The organism is Microbacterium sp. NPDC028030, from assembly GCF_040637855.1.
Taxonomy (GTDB): Bacteria; Actinomycetota; Actinomycetes; order Actinomycetales; family Microbacteriaceae; genus Microbacterium.
In genome coordinates this window covers 751253-765485 of the sequence record NZ_JBEZXF010000002.1, presented here as the reverse complement: position 1 = coordinate 765485, position 14233 = coordinate 751253, and the positions used below count along the sequence as shown (strand labels likewise).

The following is a 14233-nucleotide window of genomic DNA, read 5'->3' as shown; positions in this document are numbered from 1 at the left end:
CGCGCACAGTGAGGGGGACGGACGCCGTCGCGTCCGTCCCCCTCGCTGTGCGCCGGACGACCTCAGTCGGTGATCCGACAGTGCGTGGTGAGCTCGCCGATCCCGTCGATGCCGACGGTGACGGTCGAATGGTCGCGCAGGAAGATCTGCGGATCGCGGGAGTACCCAGCGCCACCAGGGCTCCCGGTCGAGATCAGGGTGCCTGGCAGCAGGGTGAGCGACTGGGAGAGGTGGGCGATCAGCTTCGCGACCGAACGCACCATCTGGTCGGTGCTCGCGTCCTGGACCGTATGCCCGTCGACGACGGCCCAGATGTGCAGATCCTGCGGGTCAGCGACCTCGTCCGCCGTCACCGCGAAGGGACCCGTCGGGGTGAAGCCGTCGAAGGACTTGCAGCGCGACCACTGCGCCTCGGAGAACTGGATGTTCCTGGCGGTGATGTCGTTCACCACGGTGTAGCCCCAGACGTGCGACAGTGCGTCGGCCTCGCTGACGTCTTTCGCAGGGGTGCCGATGAGCACCCCGAGCTCCGCCTCGTAGTCGACCGCTTCGCTCAGAGACCGTGGCCAGGAGGTGGTCTGCTCGTGACCGGTGAGGGAGTTCGGCCACAGCGTGAACACGGTCGGAGCGGCATCCGTCTTCAGTCCGAGCTCGCTCGAGTGCGCGGCGTAGTTCAGGCCGACGGCGAGGACCGCCGGGGGTGCGAGCACTGCGGATGAGAACTCCCAGTCGCCAAGCGGGTGGCGCGGTGCGGTGCTCTGCGCGAGAGCGGCGCGCAACTGCTCGAGCAGGGCATCCCCTCCCTCGATCAGCCGCTGCAGGGTCGCAGGGGCGTCGGTCAGGAGGTCAGAGACGAAGATGGCGTCCGAGTCCTGCACCACGGCGAGCATCGCGCGAGGGGAGTCAGGACGGCGCAGATGAGCGAACCGCATGTTTCTACGGTACCCGGTGGCGGGCCGCGGGCGCGTGGAGGACTCAGCCATACCGGCGCGTGCTCTCTTGTGCCCCTAGGCTTTGCCTATGAGTTTCGGAGGACCGCCACCGCCGCAGCAGCCATCTCCGTTCACGCCGCCCCCGCGGCAGGGAGTGCAGCCGGGCTATGCCTCCCCGCTGGCTCAACCGACTCCGTACACGCCACCTGCTCCGGTCGCTCCCGCACCGGCCGAGTCGCTGCCCGCCTTGCCGATGCCGACGCGCAAGGGGCGCACGATCTCGCTGTGGCTGTTCAGCTTCCTCGGCTTTCTTCTGCTCGCGCTGATCGGATACTTCGGCTGGGCGCTCGGCGTGACGGCCTCCGCGATCGGCCTCGTCCTGGCCCTCATCCCGTTGACGGTCGTGTTCCTCGGCGTGCGGATGATCGATCGCTGGGAGCCGGAGCCGAAGCGGCTCGTGCTCTTCGCTGTCGCCTGGGGCGCGGTCGCGGCCGTCGGACTCACTCTCCTCGTCGACATCGGCCTGAAGATCCTGATCGGACCCGCCCCTGAAGCCTTCTCCGCCGTGGTGCAGGCGCCCATCGTCGAGGAGTTCTGGAAGGGCCTCGGCATCTTCCTGATCTTCCTGCTCGCTCGACGGGCATTCGACGGCCCGGTCGACGGTGTCGTGTACGGCGCGCTCGTGGGCGCGGGGTTCGCGTTCACCGAGAACATCCAGTACTTCGCGCTCAGCCTCATCGAGGGCGGGGGAGAGCAGCTCACCGTGACGTTCGCCGTACGCGCCATCCTCTCGCCCTTCGCACACGCCATGTTCACCGCCGTCACCGGTTTCGCGATCGGTCTCGTCGCGCGCAGGCACGGGTCAGCGGGTTCCGCTTTCGGGGCGGGACTCGTCGGCATGATCGGCGCTGTCCTGCTCCACGCGCTATGGAACGGCTCCGCCACCTTCGCCGACTTCTTCGGCCTGTACTTCACCCTTCAGGTGCCGCTGTTCATCGGATTCATCCTGGGCATCGTCGCGCTTCGCCGAGAGGAAGCCCGTCTGACCCGCGCCCGCCTCGCCGAGTACGCGAACGCGGGGTGGTTCACGCCGGAAGAGGTCACGATGCTGGCCACCCCGAGCGGGCGCAAAGCCGGCCTCACATGGGCGCGCGGACTCCGCGGCGACCGGCGTCAGCTCATGCGGGAGTTCATCAAGGACGCGACCGCCCTGGCCGCGGTCCGCCAACGAGCCATCACCGGACGTGATCCGCTCGCCGTCGAGGACGAGCGCGCCCTCCTGATCCGCACGCGTGCGGTACGGGCGGCGTTGCTGGCCTACTAGGTATGCCTACGGGACGCGCGGGGAAGAGAGGGAAGCATGAGTACTTTCGTCCTGATCCACGGTGGGGGAGATGTCGGCTGGTCCTGGCATCTCGTGGCCGCGGAACTCGAAGCGCGCGGGCACGAGGTATACGCTCCCGATCTTCCGGCCGATGATGACTCGCTGACTCTCGATGACTATGCGGATGCGGTCGTCGCGGCCGTCGGTACCCGGCCGGACACCGTCGTGGTCGGTCATTCGTTCGGGGCGTTCACCGCGCCTCTCGTCGCCGAGCGGTTGTCGTCGCGGCTCCTGGTGCTGGCCGCAGGCATGATCCCGGTGCCCGGCGAGCCGCCAGAGCGGTGGTGGGCGGACTCCGGCTACCTCGCTGCCGCGGAGGAGCAGGCCGCGCGTGACGGCGGGCTGACCGGCAATGACGACCCCTACGTGAGCTTCTACCAGGACGTTCCGCGTGACCTGGCCGACGAGGCGCTTCGACAGGAGCGCGCACATCCGTCGGCGGCGGCGATGGAGAGGCCATGGCCTCTCGAGACCTGGCCGGACATCCCCACGAGATTCGTCGCGTTCACGGACGATCGGTTCTTCCCGGCGAGCTTTCTCCGACGACTCTCGCTGGAGCGTCTCGGAATCGTCGCCGACGAGGTTCCCGGGGGGCATTGCGCCATGCTGAGCAGGCCGAGGGAGATCGCGGAACTCCTGGTCGGCTACCTCGACTGAGTCCGGGGCGCACGTCACGGACAAGACTCAGCGCCCGGTGCTGCGGCGATGCCTGCGAGTCTCCCGGGCGCTGAGTTGATCTGTAAACAGGGTGCACCCGGCCCTCGCGGGTGTCAAGAGGTTCTTGTCCTCGCCGCCTCGCGGGGTGTTCGCTGTGAGCAGGTGCGATCGCGTTGACCGGGTCAGTCGCGCTCGGGTTTGATGGAGGCATGACTGATCGCACAAAGCCTGAGTTCGATGCCCCCAGCACCCCCGCGCCCGCGGAGCTCGTCATCCGCGACATCATCGAGGGAGACGGCGCCGAGGCGAAGCCCGGCGACACCGTGACCGTCCACTACGCCGGCGTCGAGTTCGACTCCGGCGAGGAGTTCGACTCCTCCTGGGGTCGCGGCGAGACCATCCAGTTCCCGCTTCGCGGTCTGATCCAGGGGTGGCAGGACGGCATTCCCGGCATGAAGGTCGGCGGTCGCCGCGAGCTGATCATCCCTCCGCATCTCGCATACGGCCCCGTCGGCGGTGGCCACTTCCTCTCCGGAAAGACGCTGATCTTCATCATCGATCTCGTCGCGGTGGGCTGACCGCTCAGGCTCTGACGGGGCGCTCCTCTTCGATGGAAGAGGGGCGCCCCGTTCCGTGTCGCGAACTCTTCTCCATTCAGGGGAATACATGCGAGTGAATGTAAGTTGTCACAGGAGTCGCGGTGAACGCGGCCCTTGTCCGAAGCCGCAACAGCGGCCGATGTCTCCAGAGGAGAAACCATGACCAGCATCGACATCCCCGGCTACCGTCCCGGCACCTGGGTGCTCGACCCCGCGCACAGCGAGGTCACCTTCAGCGTCCGTCACATGATGATCTCCAAGGTGCGCGGCACGTTCGGTGTGAAGAACGCCACGCTGATCGCACCCGAGAACCCTCTCGAGGCCAAGGTCGAGGCGTCCGTCGACGTCACCTCGGTCGATACCAAGGACGAGGGCCGTGACGCGCACCTCCGCTCGGCCGACTTCTTCGACACCGAGAACTTCCCGACCATGGAGTTCGTCTCCACGGGCGCCCGCGTCAAGGGCGACGACCTCTTCGTCGACGGCGACCTCACGATCCGCGGCATCACCAAGCCGGTCAGCTTCGAGCTCGACTTCGGCGGCTTCGGCACCGACCCGTACGGCAACTACAAGGCCGGCGCCTCCGCCAAGACCGTGATCAACCGCGAGGACTTCGGTCTCACCTGGAACGCGGCACTCGAGACGGGTGGAGTGCTCGTCGGTAAGGATGTGACGATCACCCTCGACCTGCAGGGCGCGCTGCAGCAGGACTGATCTCCATCCCGCAGTCTCCCGAACCCCGGGCCCGTCAGGGCTCGGGGTTCTCTGCGTCGTAATCGTGGAACCGTCGGTTGCGGCGCGACAGCATCGCCACGAGGGCGATCACGAGCACGCCGCCCAGCAGAGGCGGGAACCAGAGCGTGGTGAGGGTGGCCAGTGTGCCGGCGTACAGCGCCCCGACGCGGGGCCCTCCGGCGACGACGACCACGAACAAGCCCTGCAGGCGCCCGCGCATGGCATCGGGTACGGCGGCCTGCATCATGGTGTTGCGATAGATCGAGCTGACGTTGTCGGAGGCGCCGGAGAGGGCGAGCGCCACGCAGGCCGCCACGATCAGTCCGATGTTCGGTGCGTCTTCGCCGACGGGGGCGGAGAAGGCTCCGACGAGCAGGACGACACCGAACAGCAGGATCGATGCGCCGTACGCCTCGACTGCGCGCGCGATTCCCCGCCCGTGCCAGCGGTACTGGACGACGCGACCCGAGAACAGGCTCGACGCGAACGTGCCGACGGCCACGGCTGCCGTGAGGATGCCGGTCGTCACGGCACCCCCGCCCAGGAGCACGGTGCCGAGGGCGGGGAACAGCACGAGGGGCTGGCCGAAGGTCATCGCGATGATGTCGATGATGTACTGCATCCGGATATTGCCGGCCCTGCGGAGGAATCGCCATCCGTCGACGAGCGACTCGAGCCCAGGCCGGACGGTCTCGCCCTCCGGACGCAGGGTCGGAAGCGTCCACAAGCCCAGAAACATCGACAGCATCAGCACGACATCGATCGTGTAGGTCCAGCCATAGCCGGTGAGCGCCACGAGGACGCCGGCCAGGGCAGGGCCCGCCATCACGGTGAGTCCGAATGCGACGCCGTTGAGAGCGGACGCGGCGGCCAGCTGCGCGCGCGGGATCAGGCGTGGCACGATCGCGGTGCGTGTCGCCATCCCGACGGAGTTCGCGGCCGAATTGATCATGCTCAGTGCGTACAGCCACCAGATGGTCTCGGTGCCGGTCCAGGTCAGCGCCGCGAGCAGTGCGGTGGATGCGAAGGTGATGGTGGCGGCGATCAGCGCCACCCGGCGACGGTCGAACGCATCCGCGAGCATGCCGCCGTACAAGCCGGCCAGGATCATCGGGACGAGCCCCGCCACCGCGATCATCGATACGGCGAAGGTGCTCTGCGTGAGCACGAAGACGTGCAGCATCACCGTGACGATCGTGAGCTGGCCGCCGATGCCCGCGAGGGTCGAGCCGATCCACATCCGCGCGAACGCCGGACTGGTCTTCAGGGGAGTGAGGTCGATCAGGTGACCGCGCCGGGCGCTCACTCGTCCGTCTTCTTCTGCACCTCTCGAGCCTAGTTGAGACGCGACCGGGGAGCGTTCGGCCGCGGTGCGCGGGAGGGGCCGCCGGCTGGTAGACTCTTCAGGTTGCCGTTCGATCGGCCGCGGATAAAGAGAGCCCACGCATCAGGCGTCGGGCGCCGCGCAACAAGCAGAGAGGGGATCGAATCTATGGCACTGGAAGCAGACGTCAAGAAGGCGATCATCGAAGAGTACGCGACGCACCCCGGTGACACCGGATCCCCCGAGGTGCAGGTCGCGATGCTGACGCAGCGCATCAAGGACCTCACCGAGCACCTCAAGGAGCACAAGCACGACCACCACTCGCGTCGTGGGCTGTTCCTGCTCGTCGGTCAGCGCCGTCGTCTCCTCGGCTACCTCCAGGACATCGACATCGAGCGTTACCGCTCGCTGATCGAGCGTCTCGGACTTCGTCGCTGAGGCACCGCGACCCTGCGTTCAATCGCGCAGAACATTCTTGAGAAGGCCGCCCCACGGTGTGGGGCGGCCTTCGTCATGTCTGGCCCTCGTGCGGAAGCGCCGCGGAGGGTCAGACGGGAGTTGTCACGAGGTCGGCATGGTGGATCGCCGCGACGTCGGGGTGCGCGCGCAGGCGAGACTTGAGCGCGTTCTCGCCGTACAGCGCGTGGATCGGGTTGCTCGGATCCTTCGTGACTCCCTTCGCCTCCGCGGCGAGTTCGGCGGGAAGTTCGATCAACGGGAGCCGCTTGTCGAGCGCGGGGTTGAAGAAGAACGGGATCGAGATGCGGTCGTCGGGGGCCTGCGGTGACACGACGCGATGGTTCGTGGCCTTGAGGTACCCGCCCGTCGCGTACTCCAGCAGTTCGCCGATGTTCACGACGAAGGCGCCGGGCACCGGGGGAGCGTCGACCCAGGTGCCGTCGCGCTCGACCTGAAGCCCGCCCTTGCCCGGCTCGACCCACAGAAGGGTGAGGACGCCGGAGTCCTTGTGCGCGCCGACGCCCTGCTGAGGCTCCGGCTCGTGCGTGCCCGGGTATCGGACGATCTTGATCAGGGTCGAGGGCTCGCCGAAGTGCTCGTCGAAGTACGTCTCCTCCGCGCCGAGGGTCTGCGCCCATTCGCGCAGGAGCCTGCGCGCGACCTCGGACAGCGTCTCGTGCCACTCGGCGACGACCTCCTGCAACTCGGGCTGCGCCGTCGGCCACAGGTTGGGGCCGATGAGGCGGTTGAACGCGGGGCCGCCATCGACGGGTTCGCGCTCGGGGCCGATGTCGATCTGCTCGCGCCAATCGACCTTTCCCTGCGTCCGCTCTCCGCCGATGCGGGTGTATCCGCGGAAGTGCGGGCTGTTCACGTTCTCGATCGCCAGCTTGTCCTCCTCGGGAAGGGCGAAGAAGTCGAGCGCTGCGCGGTGCAGGCGGGCTTCGAGCTCGGGGGAGATGCCGGTACCCGTGAGGTAGAAGAACCCGACGTCGTGCGTCGCGGCCCTGAGGTCTTCGCGGAATCGGGCCGCGGCCTCCGGGCCTTCGTCGAGCTGGGACAGGTCGAGGATGGGGAGCGAGAGTTCAGCCATGGACCGAGGGTATGTCGGCCTTCTCGGTACGAGCGCGACTGTTGCGTCTCATTACCGCGCCTCACGTCGGGCGCCGCCCACCCGATTCCGACGGGGCCTTCGCGGGTGCTAGAGTCTCGTGAGTAAGGGCTGCCTTACCTCAGTAATCGTCAGGGAGTCAGTCTCCGTGCTCGCCACTTTTCTCATCGGCCTCCGCGAGGGGCTCGAAGCCGCGCTCGTCGTCGGCATCCTCGTCGCCTACCTCCGCCGCCTCGGGCGCACGGATGCTCTCCCGCGGATGTGGGCGGGTGTCGGCCTCGCGATCGCCCTCGCTCTCGGCATCGGCGGCGTCCTCACGTTCGGTGCGTACGAGCTCACCTTCACGGCGCAGGAGGTGATCGGCGGCACGCTGTCGCTCCTGGCCGTCGGCATGGTGACCTGGATGATCTTCTGGATGCAGCGCGCGGGGCGAACGATGAAGGCGTCCCTCGAGGGCGGCATCGATCGTGCTCTGACCGTCGGAGGGCTCTGGGCCCTCATCGCGATCGGCTTCGTCTCGGTAGCTCGAGAAGGCATCGAGACGACGTTGCTGCTGTGGTCGATGGTGCAGGCGTTCGGCGACGCCCCGGCGGCGCTGCTCGGCGCCCTCCTCGGCCTCGCGACCGCCGTGCTCATCGGCTGGCTGATCTCCCGCGGTGCGGTCAAGCTCGACCTGCGTCGCTTCTTCGCGTGGACCGGCGGCTTCCTGGTCGTCGTCGCGGCAGGGGTGCTCGCCTACGCCTTCATGGATCTGCAGGAGGCTGGCGCGCTTCCCGGTCCGTTCACCACGGCGGCACCGATCGATGCGGCGACCGGCGGAGTGCTCGTCGGGTGGGCCGCGTTCCCGTTCGGGTGGGCCTTCGACGTGTCGGCCGTGATCGCGCCGGGTGGCACCCTCGCCACGGTGCTGCAGGCGACTGTCGGCTTCATGCCGAAGATGACCTGGCTGCAGGTCGTCGCGTGGGGCGTGTATGTCGTCATCGTCGGCTCGTCGTACATCCGGGGCCTGCGCTCGAAGCGCCCCTCCGCACCTCGCGCCTCCACGGCCCCGAAGACCGATCCTTCCCCTCTCTCACCACAAGGAGCAGCATGACCACCTCTCATCGTGTCCTGGGCGCACTGACCGCGGCGGGCGTCGCAGCGCTCGTCCTGAGCGGCTGTGTCGCGAAGAGTGACAGCGAGGCGGGTGCCGCATTCGACGTCTCCTCGACGGATGGCGAATGCGCCGTCTCGGCCGACACCGCGAAGAGCGGCACGCTCACCTTCGCCGTGAAGAACGACACGGACCAGGTCTCGGAGTTCTACCTCCTCGCCGACGACGGGTTGCGCATCGTGGGAGAGGTCGAGAACATCGCGCCCGCTGCATCCCGCACCCTCACGGTCGTCGCGCAGCCCGGCGACTACTTCACCCTGTGCAAGCCCGGCATGATCGGCGACGGCGTCGGCAAGGCCGCGTTCACCGTGACCGGCGATCGCGTGGCCGTCGACGGCCCCGACTCTGAGCAGAAGCAGAAGGCCGTCGACCTCTACGCCGCGTTCGTGAAGGACCAGGTCGGCCAGCTCGTGCCGGCGGTGGACGATCTCGTCTCGGCCTACGAGAGCGGAGACGACGAGGCGGCACGCGAACTCTTCCCGCAGACGCGGGCGTTCTACGAGCGCATCGAGCCGGTTGCCGAGGCGCTGGGCGACCTCGACCCGCGCATCGATTACCGCGAGGTCGACGCCGTGGCCGAAGGGTTGGACTGGACGGGATTCCACCGCATCGAGAAGGACCTGTGGGTCCCGGCGCAGGATGCGCTGAACGCCGACGGCGAGACACCGGCCTGGCAGGACTGGGCACCGTCGACCCCGCAGCAGCGTGCCGACTACGGTGACCTGCTCCTCGCGGACGTTCAGGAGCTGTACGACTACGTCCACTCGGACGACTTCACCACAGCGCTCGACGACCAGGGCATCGGCGGGATCTCGAACGGTGCCATCGCGTTGCTCGACGAGGTCGCGACCGGCAAGATCTCCGGCGAGGAGGACTGGTGGTCCGGGACCGACCTGTACGACTTCGCTGCGAACGTCGAGGGCTCGAAGATGGCCTTCTCGCTCGTCCAGGACTTCGCCGTCGCGCAGGGCGACGAGGGCACCGCGCTCGTCGATGAGATCGAGGCCGGATACGCCGCTCTCGAGGACTCGCTCGCCGCACACGGCTCGCTGACCGAGGGCTTCGTCGGCTACGCGGAACTGACCGAGGAGAACAAGCGCGAGTTCACCGATCTGATCAACGCGCTGGCTGAGCCCCTCTCGCAGCTCACCGGCACGGTCCTGGACTGATCGATGTCGAGCGCGATCGGACGGGTACCATCACGGACGTGAACGAACCGGAAGTGGATGCCTCCCGCGACGATGCACCGACGGGGGCGACCACCGCTCCAGCCGGTCTGAGCAGGCGCGGACTGCTCGGCCTCGCCATCGGCGGCGGGGTCGCAGGGCTTGCGGTCGGCGCGGGGGCAGGTCTCGCCGGAGGGGTCGCGCTGGGCCGCGCGCGTGCCGCGGATGACGCCCACTCCGCGTACGAGTTCTTCGGCGCGCATCAGGCCGGGATCACCACTCCTGTCCAGGACCATCTGCACTTCGCGAGCTTCGACATGATGCCGCGCAGCGACCGCGACGACATCATCTCCCTGCTGCAGGACTGGTCGTACGCGGCGTCGCGGATGTCGCAGGGGCTCGAGGTCAGTGCGAGCGGCGCCGTCGGTGGTCCGGCTGAGGCGCCGCCGGACGACACCGGCGAGGCGTTGGGCCTTCCTGCGGCGGGGCTCACGATCACGTTCGGCTTCGGCCCGAGTCTGTTCGAGAATGAGGAGGGGGACCGCTACGGCATCGCCGCGCAGCGTCCAGTCGGCCTGGAACGGCTCCCCGCATTCCTCGGCGATGACCTCGACCCGCAGACCTCGCACGGAGACCTCTGCATCCAGGCGTGCGCAGACGACCCGCAGGTCGCCGTCCATGCGATCCGCAACCTCAGTCGTATCGCGTTCGGACGCGCCCGACTGCGCTGGTCGCAGCTGGGTTTCGGCAAGACGTCGCGCACCACCGCGACGCAGGCGACGCCGCGGAACCTGTTCGGGTTCAAAGACGGCACGGCGAACATCCTGGCCGACGACGACGCAGCGCTCGACGACCACGTGTGGGTCGACGCCGAGGACGAGCCCGCATGGCTGGCCGGCGGCTCGTACCTCGTGGCGCGCAAGATCGCAATGCTCATCGAGACCTGGGACCGGGTTCGCCTCTCCGAGCAGGACACGATCATCGGACGGGACAAGGGGGTCGGAGCGCCTCTTTCCGGAGGCGACGAATTCACGGCACCCGACTTCCGCGGCGCTGCGATCGACGTGAACAGCCATGTGAGCCTCGCACACCCGGAGCACAACGACGGGATCCGGATCCTCCGGCGCGGGTACAACTACGTCGACGGCAACAACGCGCTCGGACGCCTCGACGCCGGACTCTTCTTCCTGTCGTACCAGCGCGACCCCGCCCAGTTCATCTCGCTGCAGCGTCGGCTGTCGACCGACCTGATGAACGAGTACATCCGGCACGTGGGGTCGGGGATCTGGGCGGTGCCGGCCGGTGCGGCTCCCGGCTCCTACGTCGGCGCCGACCTGTTCGCCTGAGCGCGTTCAGGCTTCGCGCCGTGCGTCCTCGAGGATGCCGACGACCGATGCCGCCATCGCATCAGCTCCGAAGTGATCGTGCGCGGTGATGGTGACGACCGCATCGTCGAGGAAGATCAGCAGTTGTCCGTGGGCGCCGTGCAATCGCCACGCGCGCCCAGGGCCGCCCCACCCCGCGAGGGCGTAGCGGTCGTAGCCGGGGGTCTCACCCGCGACGACCGGATTCTCGTGCATCGCGTCGATCCACCGCGATGACACCAGCTGTCTGCCGTCCCACATCCCGCGGTCGCGGATCAGGAGCCCGATGCGCGCCATCTCCGTCGTGCGGAGGGGGAGGCCCCCGCCGGCCTCGATGCGTCCGTTCGGGCTGCGCGCCCAGACGACGTCGGTGATGCCGAGGGGCGTGAGGAGCCGCGCGCCGAGATAGTCGCCCACGTCGCCGACTCTGGTCTCGAGCGCCGCCATCGCGGTGTAGGTGCTGGCGTTCGAGTACTGGAAGACACGGCCACGCGACGGGCGGCGGAGGAACTCGCGGGCGAGGTCCGGCCAGTCCGTCATCATCGTCTCCGACCAGGGAAGGTCGATACCGCTCGACATGGTCAGCAGATGGCGCAGCGTCACCTCATCCACACCGCTGCCCCGCTCGAAGTCGGAGAGCAGGCCGGCCACCGGCTCGTCGAGGTCGATCAGTCCGGCATCGGCGGCGATCGCTGCCGCGAGAACGCAGACCCCCTTGGCGACGGAGTGCACGTCCTCGCGGACGTCGGGCGTCCAGCGATGCTCGGCGACGTAGGTCCCGATCCGCACGTGGAGGCCGTGCGCTTGGAAGCGGGCGGCATCCACGGCTTCGACGATCCGGTCGCGCACGGTGTGCGCGGGGCCGCCGCTCGTCATGGCGTCGGGCGAGGGCGCCGTGACCCGGTCGGATCGTTCCGTCGTCCCTCTCGCGTCGCGAGCTCCGGATCGTTGAAGAGCCAGCGTGGTCGCGGTTCGACGAGGGGCCTGAAGAGCCGGCGCACGGGCTTGGTGGCGAGGAGCAGGGCGACGACCACCGAGAGCGCGGTGACCAGAGGCAACCACAGCCACGTCGGTTCCAGGTCGCGCAGGACGCCCGTCTCGCGGAACGGATACAGCACGAACGAGTGCAGGAGGTAGACGTACATCGTGTACTGGCCGAAGCGTGTCCACCAGTACGAGCCGCGGGGGATGAGCACGAAGAAGGCGGCGCACAGGACGACGGCGAGCAGCATGAGAGCGATCCGGATGCCGCCGGCCCACCACTGCTCGCCCACCAGATCCGAGTAGGAGTCCTCGTAGAAGAGCCAGTGCCGCAGGTCCACCGCCTGCCACAGCGGCAGCCAGTTCCATGCCGCCCATCCGGTCACCGCGAACACGCCGACGGCGGCGGCGCGGATCCACCAGGGACGCAGGTCCAGTAGGCGGAGCCGATCGACGATGTCGCGGTCGCGAAGCCACCAGCCGAGCGCGAAGAACGGCAGGAGACCGAGGGTGCGCGAGAGCGAGAAGGTGCTGTCGACGTTCGGGAGATAGCCGGAGCCGATGGAGATCGCCACAGCCCACAGCAACGGCCACCGCAGGAGGGCGAGGTACGGCAGCACAAGTCGGAAGATCCCGAGCGCGAGCAGGAACCAGAGCGTCCAGCTGGGCTGTGTGATGTTCGGGTTCGCCTGGCCCTCCACCAGCCACTTGGTGAGAGTCCACAGCAGCTCGAAGATCACATACGGCACCAGGATGTCGGTGATGACCCTCGCCATCTGCGTCTTCGTCGGAGAACCGGACTTGGAGAAGTACCCGGAGATGATCGCGAACGCCGGCATGTGGAACGCGTACAGCGCCAGGTAGAAGGCGAACGCGATGTCGGAGTCGTAGATCAGTCGTTGGATGGCGTGCCCGAGGACGACGAGCACGATGCAGACGTAACGTGCGTTGTCCCAGAACGGCACGCGTCGGCGCTTGCGCGGAATCGCTCCTGTGGTGGGCCCTGAGATGTCCGCCCCGGTACTGCTCATCGTTCGAGGCTACAGCCCGGGAATAAAGTTGCTCTGAGCGCGTTGACACAAGTACATTCAAATGAATAGAAACGGATGCGAGTCATCCGCTTCGGAGACACGGAGCAATCATGAGCGAGCAGTCAGGCGCGCAGGCGATGCAGTTCGGCATCATGTCGGTCAGCGACATCACCCGCGATCCCACCACGGGGGTCACCCCCAGCGAGCAGGAGCGCATCAAGGCGACGACGGCCATCGCCGTGCACGCCGAAGAGGTCGGGCTCGACGTCTTCGCGATCGGTGAGCACCACAATCCGCCGTTCTGGTCCTCCAGCCCCACCACCTTCCTCGCGGCTCTCGCCGCGCAGACCGGGCGCTTGATCGTCTCGACGTCGACGACGCTCATCACCACGAACGACCCTGTGCGCATCGCCGAGGAGTACGCGATGCTGCAGCACGTGTCCGATGGCCGCATGGACCTCATGCTCGGCCGCGGCAACACCGGGCCGGTCTACCCGTGGTTCGGGCAGGACATCCGGCAGGGTCTTCCGCTCGCGATCGAGAACTACGCTTTGCTGCACAAGCTGTGGCGTGAGGACGTCGTGGACTGGGAGGGCAAGTTCCGCACCCCGCTGCAGGGCTTCACCTCGACCCCCCGCCCCCTCGACGGCATCGCGCCCTTCGTGTGGCACGGCTCGATCCGCACCCCGGAGATCGCCGAGCAGGCCGCCTATTACGGCGACGGGTTCTTCGCGAACAACATCTTCTGGCCCAAGGAGCACTACCAGCGTCTGATCGAGCTGTACCGGCAGCGCTTCGAGCACTACGGGCACGGCACCAGAGAGCAGGCGATCGTCGGACTCGGCGGTCAGGTCTTCATGGCAGCGAAGTCGCAGGACGCCGTGAACCAGTTCCGTCCGTACTTCGACAACGCACCGGTCTACGGTCACGGCCCCAGCATGGAGGACTTCACCGAGATGACCCCGCTGACGGTGGGCTCGCCGCAGCAGGTCATCGACCGCTACGCTGCCATGCGCGAGCACTACGGCGACTACCAGCGCCAGTTGTTCCTCATCGACCACGCTGGCCTGCCGCTGAAGACCGTTCTCGAGCAGCTCGACATCCTCGGCTCCGAGGTCGTCCCTGTGCTGCGCAAGGAGCTGGCGAAGGACCGTCCGGCCGCCGTGCCGGACGCGCCCACGCACGCCGCGCGGGTCCGGGCTGAGTTCGGCGACGGTCCCACCCGGCAGGCGCGTCCGGGCGCCAACCGCGGCGACAACCTGACGGGGGACTCGCCGTACCAGGACACACCCGCACCGGCGGGCGCAGCATTCGGACTCGGCCGGAAGGAGGCCTGA

Annotated in this window: 14 protein-coding genes; 9 read left to right on the top strand and 5 right to left on the bottom strand. The window is 67.9% G+C overall.

Annotation, left to right across the window (positions count from 1 at the left end; all coding sequences use genetic code 11):
• Positions 1-62: 62 nt before the first annotated feature.
• Entirely contained in the window at positions 63-932 is an 870-nt protein-coding gene (locus AB0E56_RS12595; RefSeq protein WP_359799369.1) for a fumarylacetoacetate hydrolase family protein, read from the bottom strand.
• Between the two features lie 88 nt (positions 933-1020).
• Here AB0E56_RS12595 and AB0E56_RS12590 point away from each other — a divergent pair, with 88 nt between their 5' ends.
• The 4 genes from AB0E56_RS12590 (at position 1021) to AB0E56_RS12575 (ending at position 4286) form a co-directional block, all read left to right on the top strand.
• Entirely contained in the window at positions 1021-2256 is a 1236-nt protein-coding gene (locus tag AB0E56_RS12590; RefSeq protein ID WP_359799368.1) for a PrsW family intramembrane metalloprotease, read from the top strand.
• A 36-nt stretch (positions 2257-2292) separates the two neighbouring features.
• The gene (locus AB0E56_RS12585; RefSeq protein ID WP_359799367.1) at positions 2293-2973 is read left to right on the top strand and encodes an alpha/beta hydrolase; all 681 of its coding nucleotides are present in this window, start codon (positions 2293-2295) and stop codon (positions 2971-2973) included.
• A gap of 209 nt (positions 2974-3182) precedes the next feature.
• Entirely contained in the window at positions 3183-3551 is a 369-nt protein-coding gene (locus tag AB0E56_RS12580) for an FKBP-type peptidyl-prolyl cis-trans isomerase (protein WP_183152511.1), read from the top strand.
• 180 nt (positions 3552-3731) lie between these two features.
• The gene (locus AB0E56_RS12575) at positions 3732-4286 is read left to right on the top strand and encodes a YceI family protein (protein ID WP_359799365.1); all 555 of its coding nucleotides are present in this window, start codon (positions 3732-3734) and stop codon (positions 4284-4286) included.
• 34 nt (positions 4287-4320) lie between these two features.
• On the opposite strand, the gene AB0E56_RS12570 is transcribed toward AB0E56_RS12575, so the two are convergent.
• Positions 4321-5613, bottom strand: a complete 1293-nt coding sequence (locus tag AB0E56_RS12570) for an MFS transporter (protein WP_359799363.1) — start codon at positions 5611-5613, stop codon at positions 4321-4323.
• Between the two features lie 186 nt (positions 5614-5799).
• Here AB0E56_RS12570 and rpsO point away from each other — a divergent pair, with 186 nt between their 5' ends.
• Entirely contained in the window at positions 5800-6069 is a 270-nt protein-coding gene (rpsO, locus tag AB0E56_RS12565; RefSeq protein WP_055993247.1) for a 30S ribosomal protein S15, read from the top strand.
• Between the two features lie 109 nt (positions 6070-6178).
• On the opposite strand, the gene AB0E56_RS12560 is transcribed toward rpsO, so the two are convergent.
• Positions 6179-7183 (bottom strand): 2-oxoglutarate and iron-dependent oxygenase domain-containing protein, encoded by a 1005-nt coding sequence (locus AB0E56_RS12560; RefSeq protein WP_359799361.1) that lies wholly within the window; start codon positions 7181-7183, stop codon positions 6179-6181.
• Positions 7184-7349: 166 nt separating this feature from the next.
• On the opposite strand from AB0E56_RS12560, the gene efeU reads away from it, so the two are divergent.
• Genes efeU through efeB form a run of 3 tightly spaced genes read left to right on the top strand, consistent with a single transcriptional unit; the run spans position 7350 to position 10866 of the window.
• Positions 7350-8294 carry an iron uptake transporter permease EfeU gene (gene efeU, locus AB0E56_RS12555; RefSeq protein ID WP_359799360.1) on the top strand — a complete coding sequence of 315 codons (945 nt, stop codon included), beginning with the start codon at positions 7350-7352 and terminating at the stop codon, positions 8292-8294.
• On the top strand, positions 8291-9523 hold the full coding sequence (gene efeO, locus AB0E56_RS12550; RefSeq protein ID WP_359799358.1) for an iron uptake system protein EfeO: 1233 nt from the start codon (positions 8291-8293) through the stop codon (positions 9521-9523). Before efeU ends, efeO begins: the two co-directional genes overlap by 4 nt.
• Before the next feature lie 38 nt (positions 9524-9561).
• Positions 9562-10866, top strand: coding sequence for an iron uptake transporter deferrochelatase/peroxidase subunit (gene efeB, locus AB0E56_RS12545; protein WP_359799357.1), 1305 nt, complete (start codon positions 9562-9564; stop codon positions 10864-10866).
• A gap of 6 nt (positions 10867-10872) precedes the next feature.
• Here the strand turns inward: efeB and AB0E56_RS12540 are convergent, their stop codons facing one another.
• Both AB0E56_RS12540 and AB0E56_RS12535 read right to left on the bottom strand, forming a co-directional pair.
• Positions 10873-11760, bottom strand: a complete 888-nt coding sequence (locus AB0E56_RS12540) for a serine hydrolase (protein WP_359799355.1) — start codon at positions 11758-11760, stop codon at positions 10873-10875.
• A complete protein-coding gene (locus AB0E56_RS12535) occupies positions 11757-12896 on the bottom strand; it encodes an acyltransferase family protein (protein WP_359799353.1) in 1140 nt (379 codons plus the stop codon). Before AB0E56_RS12535 ends, AB0E56_RS12540 begins: the two co-directional genes overlap by 4 nt.
• Positions 12897-13006: 110 nt before the next feature.
• Between AB0E56_RS12535 and AB0E56_RS12530 the strand changes: the two genes are divergently transcribed.
• Positions 13007-14233 (top strand): LLM class flavin-dependent oxidoreductase, encoded by a 1227-nt coding sequence (locus AB0E56_RS12530; protein ID WP_359799351.1) that lies wholly within the window; start codon positions 13007-13009, stop codon positions 14231-14233.